We start from the raw sequence: 12,230 nt of genomic DNA, 5'->3' as shown, positions 1-12,230 counted from the left end.
AGTCCCCGCCGCATCCGCGGCGCTCCCGCGCGTGGAAGCGATCTGCGAGAGAGCCACCGACGCGAAGGAGCGAGGACTCATGACCGCAGACGGCCGGGGCACACTGTGCCTGGTGACCGGCGCCACGGGATACATCGGCGGCCGGCTCGTCCCGGAGCTGCTGGCGGCGGGCCACCGGGTGCGCTGTCTGGCCCGCTCCCCCGACCGGCTGCGCGACCACGAGTGGGCCGGCGACGTCGACCGGGTGCGCGGCGACGTCACGGACGCCGAGTCGGTCGCGGCGGCCCTGCGGGGCGTCGACGTCGCGTACTACCTGGTGCACGCGCTGGGCACCGGCGAGGACTTCGAGGAGACCGACCGGCGGGCGGCACGGATCTTCGGGGAGCAGGCGCGGGCGGCGGGCGTGCGCCGCATCGTCTACCTCGGCGGCCTCACACCCGCCGGGGTGCCCGAGCGGGAGCTCTCGCCGCATCTGCGCTCACGGGCCGAGGTGGGGAGGATCCTGCTGCACTCGAGGGTGCCCACCACCGTGCTGCGGGCCGCGGTCGTGATCGGCTCGGGCTCGGTCTCCTTCGAGATGCTGCGCTATCTGACCGAGCGGCTGCCGGTGATGGTCACCCCGAGCTGGGTGCACACCCGGATCCAGCCCGTGGCCGTCCGCGACGTGCTGCGCGCCCTCGTCGGCTCCGCCGGGATGCCGGACGACGTCAGCCGGGCCTTCGACATCGGCGGGCCGGACGTCCTGACGTACCGCGAGATGATGATCCGCTACGCCGCCATCGCCGAACTGCCCCGCCGGCTCATCCTGTCCGTGCCGGTACTCACCCCCCGGCTGTCCAGCCACTGGGTCGGGCTGGTGACCCCGGTCCCGGCCTCGATCGCGCGGCCGCTCACCGAGTCGCTGCGGCACGAGGTGATCTGCCACGAGCGCGACATCGCCCGGTACGTGCCGGACCCGCCCGGCCATCCGCTCGGCTTCGACGAGGCCGTCAGGCTCGCTCTGCGCAGCGTGCGGGAAGCACGGGTCGCCACCCGGTGGTCCTCCGCGTCCTTCCCGGGCGCCCCCAGCGACCCGCTGCCCACCGACCCCGGCTGGGCGGGCGGCAGCCTCTACACCGACGTCCGCGAACTGGTCGTCGACGCTCCTCGGGAGTCCCTGTGGCGGGTGATCGAGGGCATCGGCGGCGACAACGGCTGGTACTCCTTCCCGCTCGCCTGGGCCGTCCGCGGCCGGCTCGACCGCCTGGTCGGCGGGGTGGGGCTGCGCCGCGGCCGCCGGGACGCCACCCGGTTGCGGGTGGGCGACTCGCTGGACTTCTGGCGGGTCGAGGAGATCGAACGCGGACAACTGCTCCGGCTGCGGGCCGAGATGCGGCTGCCGGGTCTGGCCTGGCTGGAGATGTACGCCGAGACGGACGCCTACGGCCGGACCCGCTTCCGTCAGCGCGCCCTGTTCCATCCGCACGGGCTGCTCGGCCACGCCTACTGGTGGAGCATCTCCCCCTTCCACGCCCTCGTCTTCGGCGGCATGGCCCGCAACATCGCCCAGGCGGCGGTGGCCGACGCGACGGCGCGTGAGGGGGAGCCGGTCCGCTGACCGGCCGTGCGAGGAGGCCCGCCCGCCGCTCACCCCCTGCATCCGCCGGACGCCGCTCGCCGGAAGCAGGTGACGGTCCGAACCCCTGCCCCGGAGCCCTGCCATGAACGTCTCGGTCGTCCTGTTCACCGCGGACCTGCGTCTGCACGACCACCCGCCGCTGCGCGCGGCCCTCGACGGGGCGCGGCAGGTGGTCCCGCTGTTCGTGCGCGACCGGGCCGTGGACGGCGCCGGGTTCGCCGCGCCGAACCGGCTGGCGTTCCTCGCCGACTGTCTGCGCGATCTCGACGCGGGGCTGCGCGAGCGGGGCGGCCGGCTCGTCGTGCGCTCGGGTGACCTGGTCGAACAGGTGTGCCGGGTGGCCGCCGAGGCCGAAGCGGACGAGGTCCACCTGGCCGCCGACGGGAGCGCGCACGCGCGGCGCCGCGAGGAGCGGCTGCGGCGCGCCCTGGAGTCGGAGGGCGTACGGCTGCATGTGCACGAGGCGGTGACGACCGCCGTCGGTCCCGGTGCGGTGACCCCGGCCTCCGCGGACCACTTCGCCGTCTTCACGCCGTACTTCCGGCACTGGTCGCGGTGGCGGCTGCGCGAACCGCTCGGCGCGCCGCGGACCGTGCGGGTGCCGCACGGGGTCGGTTCGGAGGAGCTGCCCACCCGGAAGGGGCTGGCCGGACTCTCGCCGGCGCTGGCCCCCGGGGGCGAGGAGGAGGGCCGCGAGCGGGTCCGCGCCTGGCTGCGGTCGGACATCGGCGCCTACGAGGACCGGCACGACGACCTGGCGGGCGACGCGACCTCCCGGCTCTCGCCGCATCTGCACTTCGGCACCCTGTCCCCGGTGGAGCTCGTGCACCGGGCACGCCGCGTGGGCGGGCCGGGCGCCGAGGCGTTCGTGCGGCAGCTGGCGTGGCGCGACTTCCACCGCCAGGTGCTGGCGGCCCGGCCCGACGCGGCGAGCGTCGACTACCGCACCAAACACGACCGTTGGCGTTCGGAGCGGACGGCGGGCGAGGACGTCGCGGCCTGGCGGGCGGGCCGGACCGGCTATCCGGTGGTGGATGCGGCGATGCGGCAGCTGCGCCACGAGGGGTGGATGCACAACCGGGGCCGGCTGCTCACCGCGAGCTTCCTCACCAAGACGCTGTACGTCGACTGGCGGGTCGGCGCCCGGCACTTCCTGGATCTGCTGGTCGACGGGGACGTGGCCAACAACCAGCTCAACTGGCAGTGGATGGCGGGGACCGGCACCGATTCGCGGCCCAACCGGGTCCTCAACCCCGTCACCCAGGCGAAGCGGTACGACCCCGACGGGACGTACGTACGGCGCTGGCTGCCGGAGCTCGCGGGCGTGGCGGCGCCCGCGGTGCACGAACCGTGGAAGCTGCCGGGCCCGGACCGGGCGGCGCTCGACTACCCGGATCCGATCGTCGAGCTCTCCGAGGGACTCGCCCGCTTCCGGCGGGCCAGAGAACGCGACTGAGCACTCGCCCCCTTCCTCACCGGGCGGGTGCCCCGGCCGGCTGGAGATCGCGGACCCGGGTCACGTCCCCGTTCTCGACCGCGCCGGGGCGCTGGACGAGGAACGCCGTGTTGATCGGCGGGTCCGGTGGCCCGTGGAGCGGGACGAGGGCGCCGGAGGCCGGCTCGCCGAGGCAGCGGCAGCGGCAGCGGGGCAGCACGGTGATCCCCGCCCCCGCGACGACCGCGGCCGGCACACCGCGCAGGTCGGGCACGGTCACCGCGGCGGAGCCCGGCAGACGGCGGCCGAAGACGTGCCCCCAGTAGCGGCGCGCGATGGGCAGGTCCTCGGCAGGTGACCAGCGGGACGCGGTGCGGTGCCGCCGGCCCGTCGGCGGCCGGCGGTCCGCGCAGCCGGTCGGCGCACGCCGGGGCGGCGACCGGCACGAACTCCTCGTCCGTCAACGGGATCGCGCCGGCGTCTCCGACCGGAGTCGCCGCGGGCGTGCTCGTCCACGTCACATACACGATGCTCGGCGTGGGCGGGGACTGCTCGCGGCGACCCGGGGTCGTTGGGCGCCTGCCGCGCGGCGGGTGGGCGTTGCTCGTCAGGGGGCGCGGGTGCCTGCCAGGAGGGTCAGGGCGTCGCTCAGGCCGGTCGGGCGGGGCAGGCCCGGGGCGGGGCGGCCTGCCCAGCCGGGGCCGGCCAGCATCACGGTCGGGGCGCGGCGGGCTCCGGTGACGCCCCAGCGGGTCTCGGCGATGTGCCGGGCGAGGGGCAGGCTCGCGGTGGAGCGGGCCTGGGCCCACAGGACCACGGCGACCGGGCCCAGCCGCTGCACGGCCGCGGTCAGCGCCTCGACGGGCACGGCCGCCCCGAACATCCGGGTGGGGACGTCGAGTTGGCCGAGCCCCGCGTTCAACGCCTCCAGCGGCAGGCTGTGCTGCTCGCCCGGTACACAGGCCAGCACCACCGGCCCCGGCCCGCCCGCCGCGTCCCCCGACACGACGGGGCGGGTGGCGCGGCGCAGGGCGGTGGAGACATGCCAGGACAGCAGGTGCTCCACCTCGACGTACCGGTCGCCGGACGAGGCCCACTTGCGTCCCACGGCGTGCAGGGTGGGGACCATCACCTCCTGCCAGGCGACGGTGAGTCCGTGCCGTTCGACGGCCGTGGCCAGTTGCTCCGCGACGGCCGGCGCGTCGAGCCGCACGGCGGCGCGGGCCAGCCCCCGGCACTCCTGGCGGACGTCGCCGCCGAACGGCAGGGCGGCCGGCCGGCCGGTCTCCGCGCGCGCCGGTTCGGCAGCAGGCGGGAGCACCCCCTGCTTCGCCGCGCGGGCCGCGTCCGCGGGGGGCACACCGGACGCGGTGAGCCGGCACATCGTCTCCAGTACGGCCACGTCCGCCGCCCGCCAGCGCCGGTGCCGCCCGTCGGCGCGGACGGCGGGCCCGATGCCGTACCGGCGGTCCCAGGAACGCAGGGTGGTGGGCGCCACGCCCAGTCGGCGGGCCAAGGCCCCGGTCGTCAGACCGGCTTCGTCGGGGCTCGGGAATGCGCTCATGGGGCAACGATACGACGCAGAAACGACGCATGTTGAGGGGTCCGGGGTGCGGCTCGCACGATGAGGTGACCGGGGCCCGCCCCGGGAGCACGTCCCGGACCGGCCTGAGCGCAGGCCGCCCGACGCGAGGAGCCGTCGTCATGAGCCCGCAGCCGACCGCCGTACCCTGTCCCGCCCCGACGGAGGAATCGCTCGCCGACGAGGAACTCGCCCGGGGCCTGGCGTCGGGGGACGAGGCGTCCCTGGCCGCCGTGTACCACCGCTGGCGCGCCCTGGTGCACTCGCTCGCCTGGCGTTCCCTGGGGGACGCCAGGGAGGCCGAGGACGTCACGCAGCAGGTGTTTCTCGGGGTGTGGAGCGGTCGTGCGGGCTACCGGCCCGAGCGGGGCGCGCTCGGCGGCTGGATCGTGGGCATCACCCGGCGCAAGATCGCCGACGCGCTGGCCGCCCGGACCCGCCGCCAGGAACTCGTCGCCTCGGCCGGTTCCTGGCTGACCCTGCGCGACCCGGGACGCGGCCGTCCCGAGGAGGTCCTGGACCGCGTCCTGGTGCGCGGCGAGCTGGCCCGGCTCCCGGCACCCCAGCGGCAGGTGCTGCGGCTGACCTTCTACGAGGACCTGACGCAGACGCAGATCGCCGAGCGCACGGGCTGGCCGCTGGGCACGGTCAAGAGTCACGCCCGGCGCGGCATGCTGCGGCTGCGCGGCGCTCTGGAGCCCGGGCCGTACGGCTGAGGCGCCGTACGGCCGAGGCCCCCGTACGGCTGAGGCTCGATACGGCCGAGGCCCCCTTCCGCACGCGCGTTCCCCGGGCGAACCGAAATTCGACGCACAAACGCTGCGTTCGACTTCGCCGAGGAAATGGCGGGCGCGGACCAATCCCCCGCCCCTCGTGCACCGGATTACGTCCGGACCTACCGCACTCCCGAAGGATCCCCCCGTGAAAGAAGCCGTCCACATCGGCCGGAACCCGGCCTCCCAGCCGGATCCCCAAGAACTGCTGGGCGCGGTGGCCCTGGGCGACCAGGACGCCTTCGCCGGGCTCTACGACCTCGTCGCGGGGCCGGTACTGGGGGTGGTGCGCGCGGTGCTCCGCGACCGGGCGCAGTCCGAGGAGGTGGCCCAGGAGGTGCTGGTGGAGGTGTGGCGCTCGGCTCCCCGGTACCGCCCCGAGCGCGGCTCGGCCGTCAACTGGGTGCTGACCATGGCGCACCAGCGGGCCGTCGACCGCGTCCGGTCGGTGCAGGCCGCGACGGCGCGCGAGCACCGGGCCGCCCTGCTCGACCACGCGCCCGAGTACGACGAGGTCATCGAACAGGTGGAGGCCCGGCTCGAACGGGAGCAGGTCCGGCGCTGTCTGCGCACCCTGACCGAGCTCCAGCGGCAGGCCGTGGAGCTCGCCTACTACCGGGGGCTGACCTACCGGCAGGTCGCCGAGGCACTGGCGGTGCCGCTCGGCACCGTGAAGACCCGGCTCCGTGACGGGCTGATCCGGCTGCGCGACTGCCTGGGGGTGACCGCGTGATCACGTCGGATCTGCACACGCTGTCGGGCGCGTACGCCTTGCACGCCCTGGAGGACGGCGAGCGCGCCGCCTTCGAACGCCATCTCGCGCACTGCGAGGCCTGCGCCCGCGAGGTCGCGGAGTTCACCGCGACGGCCGCCCGGCTGGGGCTGGCGGTGTCGGTACGGCCGGCCCCCGGCGGGCGGGACCACGTGCTGCGGCGGATCGCCGAGGTCCGGCAGGCCACCCCGGCCCGGACGCCTTGGGACCGCTCCGAACGCAGGGCACGGAGGGCGTGGTGGGCGTCCCGCTGGATGCTGGCCGCCTGCCTGGCGGCGACGGCCGCGTTGGGCGGCACGACGGTGTGGCAGTACCAGCGCGCCGAGGACGCCCGAACCGAGGCCGGCCGCTCCCAGCGCGCGTCCGCGGAACTGTCCGCGGTGCTCGCCGCGTCCGACGCCCGCTCGCGCACGGTCCGGCTGGCGGACGGGGCCCGGGGGACGGTGGTGGTGTCCGCGAGCCGCGACCGTGCCGTGTTCCTCGCCGCCGGGATGGCCGAACCGCCCGGCGGCAAGGTCTACCAGCTGTGGTTCGACGAGCACGGCGTCATGCGCGACGCGGGGCTGATGGACCCGCGTCGCACGAGCCAGGCGGTGGTGCTGCGGGGGACGGTGGACGGCGCGTCCGCGATGGGCATCACGGTCGAGCCGGCGGGCGGCTCGAAGGAGCCCACCTCGCAGCCCGTCGCGCTGCTGCCGTTCCCCGCCTGACCGGGACGGCCGCCCGGGTCGACGGCCCGGGTCGGCGCCCGGCCGACGCCCGGTCGACGCCAGGGTCGACGCCTGATCAGCGCCTGGTCACCTGGGCGGCCGCGGGAAGAAGCCGCTCGTCCGCGAGACGTACTCGGCGTAACCGGGCCGCTCGGCCATGTGCCGTTCCAGGAGCGGTTTTCCGCTGCCACGGATCAGCAGGAAGCTCATCACGAGCGGCGAGACGAGGCCGACCAGGGCCGAGGCGGCGGAGTCGCACGCGATGAGGAACAGGCCCCACCAGACACAGAAGTCCCCGAAGTAGTTGGGGTGCCGGGTGTAGCGCCACAGGCCGCGGTCCATGACCCGGCCCCGGGTGGCCGGGTCCGCCTTGAACCGGGCCAGCTGGGCGTCGCCCACCGCCTCGAAGAACATCCCCACCGCCCACAGCGCGGTGCCGGCCCAGGCGAACGCGGTCATCGGCGCCGGCACGTACTGCGCGGCCTGGACCGGCAGCGACACCAGCCACACCAGGGCGCCCTGAAGCAGGTACACCATGCGGAGCGCGTACAGGTTCCGGCTGCCGGGCGCCTTCGCGAGCATCGCCTCGTAGCGGGGGTCCTCTCCGTGGCCGTGGCCGCGGCGCGCGATGCGCGCGGCCAGCCGCAGCCCCCAGACGGCCGTCAGGACGGTCACCAGGACACGGCGCCCGGTGTCGCCGTCCCCGGCGGAGGCCACGCAGGTCACGAACGCGACGGCGGTGAAGGCGACTCCCCAGGCGACGTCCACGAGCCGGTGCACGTCCTTGCGTACGGCCAGGGCGAAGGTGGCGAGCAGGACGACGAGGACGGCCGCGGCGGCCCAGGCGAGGTTGAGCGCGAACGCGCCCCAGGGGAACCCGCTCACGACCGCTCCAGCCCCGTGTACCAGCCCTCGAGGCCGGGCCGCGGGGCGTGCGGGCCCCGCCCCCGGGCGGCCGCCCAGAGGGTGCGCAGCGCGTGCCCGAGGTCGCCCTCGATGTCGAGCTCGCCGGTCACATAGGCCTGGGCCAGGCCGAGTTCGCCGGGTTCCCAGAGCAGGCGGCGCAGGGCGCGGCGGGAGCGTACGACCACGACGGGGCCGTCGGCCGGGCCCGCCTCGCTGCCGTCCCAGGCGCGCAGCCGGACGGGCAGGGTCGTGCCGAGCGTCTCCTCGGCGAGAGCGGCGAGCCGGTGGGCGGCGCGGGGCCCCATGGTGCGGGCGGTGCGCTCGTCGGTCATCGGGTCGGGTCCTCCTTGGCGAACAGGTACTGCTGGACGTCGAGGTAGCCGGAGCGGAAGCCGGCCTCGGAGTAGGCGAGGTAGAGGGTCCACATCCGGCGGAAGGTGGCGTCGAAGCCGAGGGCGGCGACCTCGTCGGCGACCTCGGCGAATCGTTCGCGCCACAGCCGCAGCGTCTCGGCGTAGTGCGCGCCGAAGCCGTCGCGGCGGGCGACGGTCAGCCGGGTGTGGTCGCGGACCGTGCGTTCGACGGCCTCGACGGAGGGCAGCAGGCCGCCGGGGAAGATGTACTTCTGGATCCAGGTGTGGGTGTCCCGGCTGGCCAGCATCCGCTCGTGGGGCATGGTGATGGCCTGCAGGGCGGCCCGGCCGCCGGGGGCGAGCCGGTCGTCGAGGGTGCGGAAGTAGACCGGCCAGAACTCCTCGCCGACGGCTTCGATCATCTCGACGCTGACGACGGCGTCATAGCTGCCGCGTGCCTCGCGGTAGTCGCACAGCTCGACCGTGACCCGGTCGGCGAGGCCGGCGTCCCGGATCCGGGCGAGGGCCAGGTCGCGCTGCTCACCGGAGAGGGTGAGCGAGGTGACCTGGGCGCCGCGCGCCGCGGCCCGGAGCGCCAGTTCGCCCCAGCCGGTGCCGATCTCCAGCAGCCGGGTGCCGCGCTGGACGCGCGCGAGGTCGAGCAGCCGGTCGATCTTGCGGTGCTGGGCGGCGGCGAGCAGGTCCCGGCGGGCGGGGAAGCCGCGGAAGAGCGCCGAGGAGTAGGTGAGTGTCTCGTCCAGGAACAGGGTGAAGAGGTCGTTGGACAGGTCGTAGTGGCGGCTGATGTTGGCGCGGGCGTTGTCCGGGGTGTTGCGCCGGTGGTGCGGCTGTCGCGGTGCCCACCGGCCGCGCAGGCGCTGCAGCGGGGCCGGGATCAGGTCGGCCGCGTGGGCGGCGAGCACGGTGAGCGGGGCGACCAGGTCGGGCGCGTCCCACTCGCCGGCCATGTAGGACTCGCCGAAGCCGATCAGGCCGTGGGTGCCGATCCGGGCGTGGAAGGCGCGCGGGTCCCTGATCTCCAGCAGCGGCCCGCCCCGGCCCACGGAGGTGCCGTCCGCGTAGCGTGCCCGCAGCGGCAGCCGGTCCAGTGCCCGGCGGACGACGGCGCCGGTCACGGCGGTGCGGACGCGGGCGGCGGACGGCGGGGCGGCCAACCCGGGCCAGTGGGCGGCGTCCACGTGCGGGACGGCGTGGCAGTCGCCCCGCCGCACGGTGGCGGGGCGGGGCTCGACGTACGTCATGGGTTGTTCTCTCCGGTGCGGTGGTCGGGACGGGGTCGGACGGGCAGGCCGCGCAGGTACAGGCGGATGCCGTGCAGTCGGATGGCGGCGGAGACGGCGACGGTGGACCAGGGACGGCGCAGCGCCTGGCGCAGCAGCCGCCCGTTCGTTGCTTCCCGTCGCGTGCCCCGCACGGTTGCGGTGAAGGGGCGCCCGCCCGCGCGGTCGAGGTGCACGGTGAGGTCGAGCCGCTCGTCCGGTCTGGGCAGCCGCATGCGGTAGTGGCCGTCGACGGGGAAGAACGGCGAGACGTAGAACTCCTTGTCGGTCCCCGCCCTGCCGTCGGCATCGGTGTCGAGCAGATAGCAGTGGCGTTCGCCGTAGGTGTTGTGGACCTCGGCGACCACGCAGCGCGGCTCGCCGTCGGGGCCGTGGCACCAGTAGACGGTGAGCGGGTTGAAGACGTGTCCGAACACGCGGGCCTGGGTGAGCATGAGCACCGGGCCGCCCGCCAGGTCGACGCCGTGCGCCGCCAGGAAGGCGTCCAGGCCCGCCCGGATGCCGGGCTCGTCGCCGGTGAAGTGGTCACGCGCGTCGAAGCGGGTCAACGCCCTCAGCGGACGCGGGAGTTCGGGTGGGCGGTCGACGTCCACCAGCCACAGGTGGGTGCGGTGGCGCAGCACGTACCGCAGGGGCGCGGTGCGCACATGGGTGATCGTGCAGGGGTACAGGGCGGGCGTCCGGGTGACCACCCGCTCGGCCCGCGCGCTCCGGGGGGTCACCATCGCACCCCCAGCGCGGCCGCCGCCGTCACGCCGGACCGGCAGCCGTCCTCGTGGAACCCCCAGCCGTGGTAGGCGCCCGCGAACGCGGTGACGGTGGTGTTCAGACCGGGCAGATCCCGCTGGGCGGCGACCGACTCCGGGGTGTAGACGGGGTGTTCGTAGGCCATGCGGGCGAGGACCCGGCCGGGGTCGACGCGGTCCTCGCCGCCCAGGGTGACCACGTACGGCTCGGCCGCGTCGAGCCGCTGGAGGCGGTTCATGTCGTAGCTGACCCGGACGCGGTCGGCGCCCGCGGCGCAGGACGGCATCAGGTAGTTCCAGGAGGCCCGGGCGCGACGGGCGCGCGGGAGGACCGCGGTGTCGGTGTGCAGGAGGGTGACGTTGCGTGAGTAGCGGAACGCGCCGAGCACCTCCTTCTCCCGCGGGGTGGCGTCGGCGAGCATGCGCAGCGCCTGGTCCGGGTGGACGGCGATCACCACGGCGTCGTAGGCCTCGCTCACGCCGTCGTCGGTGGTGATCTCGGCGCCGTCCGGGGTGCGCCGCACGGCCCGTACGGGGGCCCCGGTGCGGACGGCGTCGAGGCGCTCGGCGACCCGGTCGACGTACTCGCGCGAGCCGCCGGTCATTGTGCGCCACACCGGGGAGCCGCCGATCGCGAGCATCCCGTGGTGCTCGAGGAACCGGAAGAGATAGGCGGCCGGGTAGCGCTGGGCGGTGGCGGCGTCGCAGGACCAGACGGCCGCGACGACCGGCGTCATGAAATGCGCGCGGAAATAGGCGGAGAAGCCCTCGCGGTCGAGGAAATCCCCCAGCGTGAAGGTGTCCTCGGCTCCGTGTTCCAGCAGTCGGCGGGCCGCGCGGTGGAAGGCGGGGACCTCGGCGAGCATGCGCAGGTAGGGGAGGCGCACGGCGTTGCGCGGCCGGGCCAGGAGGCCGGCGGGACCGCGGGCGCCGGTGTACTCGAGCCCGCAGCCGTCGCACCGTACGGACATGCTCATCTCCGACTCCTGGGTGGAGACGCCGAGATCGTCGAAGAGCCGCAGCAGGTGGGGATAGGTACGGCGGTTGTGCACGATGAAGCCGGAGTCGACCCGGTGGACCCGGCCGTCGGGTGCGGTGAGGTCGTGGGTGTGGGCGTGTCCGCCGAGCCGGTCGTCGGCCTCGTAGAGGGTGACCCGGCGGTTTCCGCGACCCAGCACATGCGCGGCGGTCAGCCCGCCCACCCCGCTGCCCACGACCGCCGTCCGCCGTCGCCCGTCGGATCCGGCTCCGGGTCCCCCGCGCGGCTCGCCGCCGGCCGCCGCTGTCGTCCGCACCATCGTCAGCTCCTCCCGCCTGGCCCCGGAGCGGGGCCGTCGCGGGTAATCCGAGGCCGCGACCGGAGCGGATTGGCGCGAGGCCGGGATTCTTTACCGGAGGAACGAATGATCGGATAACCGAACAGTGTGTGCGAGCTCTACACATAAAGAATAAATAAGAGCAGAATGGACAGGCGCGGCACTTACCGCACACCGCTCCGCAGCGGTCGGGCCTGAGAGTCGAAGGAGACGCGTCATGGCCAACGTCTCGCCCACCAGAGGTGACATGTCGACGCACCCCGATGTTCCCGAGATGCAGGCGCGGTACGCCCGCATGCTCGGCGGTCGTGATGTGGCGCTCGTGGACGGACCGGTGTTCCTGCTCGGTCTGTACTGCGCCGTGTCCCCGTGGATCCTCCACTACACCGCCAGCCAGCCGGCACTCATGACCCACAACCTGATCGTCGGGATCGCGATCGGTCTGCTGGCCCTCGGCTTCACCGCGGCTCCCGCGCGGATGTACGGCCTGAGCTGGGCCATGTGCGCGCTGGGCATCTGGATGATCATCGCGCCCTGGGTCGTCGGCGACAGCCCGGACGCCGGAGTCGCGGTCAACAACATCATCATCGGCGCCCTGGCCCTGCTCCTGGGGCTGATGTGCACCGCCACCGCGGCGAGGAGCACCGGCACCCCTCAGCCGTAGAGACCTGTCGCACCCCGGACGACGGCCGGGTCGGCCCGCGCGTGCGGACCGACC

Annotated in this window: 11 protein-coding genes and 2 pseudogenes; 6 read left to right on the top strand and 7 right to left on the bottom strand. The window is 74.8% G+C overall.

All coding sequences use genetic code 11. The features are described 5' to 3' along the window. Nucleotides 1–79 precede the first annotated feature (79 nt). Complete coding sequence (locus ACFVYS_RS26095) at nt 80–1,597, top strand: SDR family oxidoreductase (RefSeq protein WP_389505718.1); 1,518 nt, start codon at nt 80–82, stop codon at nt 1,595–1,597. A gap of 103 nt (nt 1,598–1,700) precedes the next feature. After that, entirely contained in the window at nt 1,701–3,074 is a 1,374-nt protein-coding gene (locus tag ACFVYS_RS26090; protein WP_389505716.1) for a cryptochrome/photolyase family protein, read from the top strand. Between the two features lie 16 nt (nt 3,075–3,090). Here ACFVYS_RS26090 and ACFVYS_RS26085 read toward each other — a convergent pair. Both ACFVYS_RS26085 and ACFVYS_RS26080 read right to left on the bottom strand, forming a co-directional pair. After that, nucleotides 3,091–3,526: pseudogene (locus tag ACFVYS_RS26085) on the bottom strand (LysR substrate-binding domain-containing protein); the annotation flags it as partial. A gap of 134 nt (nt 3,527–3,660) precedes the next feature. Next, nucleotides 3,661–4,617 carry a MerR family transcriptional regulator gene (locus ACFVYS_RS26080; RefSeq protein WP_389505715.1) on the bottom strand — a complete coding sequence of 319 codons (957 nt, stop codon included), beginning with the start codon at nt 4,615–4,617 and terminating at the stop codon, nt 3,661–3,663. A 140-nt stretch (nt 4,618–4,757) separates the two neighbouring features. Here ACFVYS_RS26080 and ACFVYS_RS26075 point away from each other — a divergent pair, with 140 nt between their 5' ends. The 3 genes from ACFVYS_RS26075 (at nt 4,758) to ACFVYS_RS26065 (ending at nt 6,890) form a co-directional block, all read left to right on the top strand. Then, nucleotides 4,758–5,351, top strand: coding sequence for a sigma-70 family RNA polymerase sigma factor (locus tag ACFVYS_RS26075; RefSeq protein WP_389505713.1), 594 nt, complete (start codon nt 4,758–4,760; stop codon nt 5,349–5,351). Nucleotides 5,352–5,556: 205 nt separating this feature from the next. Further along, complete coding sequence (locus ACFVYS_RS26070; protein WP_389505711.1) at nt 5,557–6,141, top strand: sigma-70 family RNA polymerase sigma factor; 585 nt, start codon at nt 5,557–5,559, stop codon at nt 6,139–6,141. Next, on the top strand, nt 6,138–6,890 hold the full coding sequence (locus ACFVYS_RS26065) for an anti-sigma factor domain-containing protein (protein WP_389505710.1): 753 nt from the start codon (nt 6,138–6,140) through the stop codon (nt 6,888–6,890). Before ACFVYS_RS26070 ends, ACFVYS_RS26065 begins: the two co-directional genes overlap by 4 nt. Nucleotides 6,891–6,977: 87 nt before the next feature. Here ACFVYS_RS26065 and ACFVYS_RS26060 read toward each other — a convergent pair whose 3' ends face one another. The 5 genes and pseudogenes from ACFVYS_RS26060 to ACFVYS_RS26040 all read right to left on the bottom strand — a co-directional run bounded on the left by ACFVYS_RS26060 (nt 6,978) and on the right by ACFVYS_RS26040 (nt 11,410). Next, nucleotides 6,978–7,775, bottom strand: coding sequence for a DUF1295 domain-containing protein (locus ACFVYS_RS26060; RefSeq protein ID WP_389505708.1), 798 nt, complete (start codon nt 7,773–7,775; stop codon nt 6,978–6,980). Nucleotides 7,776–7,804: 29 nt separating this feature from the next. After that, a pseudogene (locus ACFVYS_RS26055) lies at nt 7,805–8,128 on the bottom strand (SAM-dependent methyltransferase); the annotation flags it as partial. After that, complete coding sequence (locus ACFVYS_RS26050; RefSeq protein WP_389505707.1) at nt 8,125–9,411, bottom strand: class I SAM-dependent methyltransferase; 1,287 nt, start codon at nt 9,409–9,411, stop codon at nt 8,125–8,127. The gene ACFVYS_RS26050 and the pseudogene ACFVYS_RS26055, both read right to left, overlap by 4 nt. Then, nucleotides 9,408–10,175: a DUF1365 domain-containing protein gene (locus ACFVYS_RS26045; RefSeq protein ID WP_389505705.1), complete on the bottom strand. Its 768-nt coding sequence runs from the start codon at nt 10,173–10,175 to the stop codon at nt 9,408–9,410. The genes ACFVYS_RS26050 and ACFVYS_RS26045 overlap by 4 nt, the downstream gene beginning before the upstream one ends. Beyond that, on the bottom strand, nt 10,169–11,410 hold the full coding sequence (locus tag ACFVYS_RS26040) for an NAD(P)/FAD-dependent oxidoreductase (RefSeq protein WP_389505910.1): 1,242 nt from the start codon (nt 11,408–11,410) through the stop codon (nt 10,169–10,171). Before ACFVYS_RS26040 ends, ACFVYS_RS26045 begins: the two co-directional genes overlap by 7 nt. Before the next feature lie 319 nt (nt 11,411–11,729). Here ACFVYS_RS26040 and ACFVYS_RS26035 point away from each other — a divergent pair, with 319 nt between their 5' ends. Beyond that, a complete protein-coding gene (locus ACFVYS_RS26035) occupies nt 11,730–12,176 on the top strand; it encodes an SPW repeat protein (RefSeq protein ID WP_389505703.1) in 447 nt (148 codons plus the stop codon). The last annotated feature ends 54 nt before the right edge of the window (nt 12,177–12,230 follow it).

Source organism: Streptomyces sp. NPDC058295, assembly GCF_042880655.1.
Taxonomy (GTDB): Bacteria; Actinomycetota; Actinomycetes; order Streptomycetales; family Streptomycetaceae; genus Streptomyces; species Streptomyces coriariae.
The sequence above is the reverse complement of the archived record's forward strand: the minus strand, read 5'-3'. Positions and strand labels throughout refer to the sequence as shown.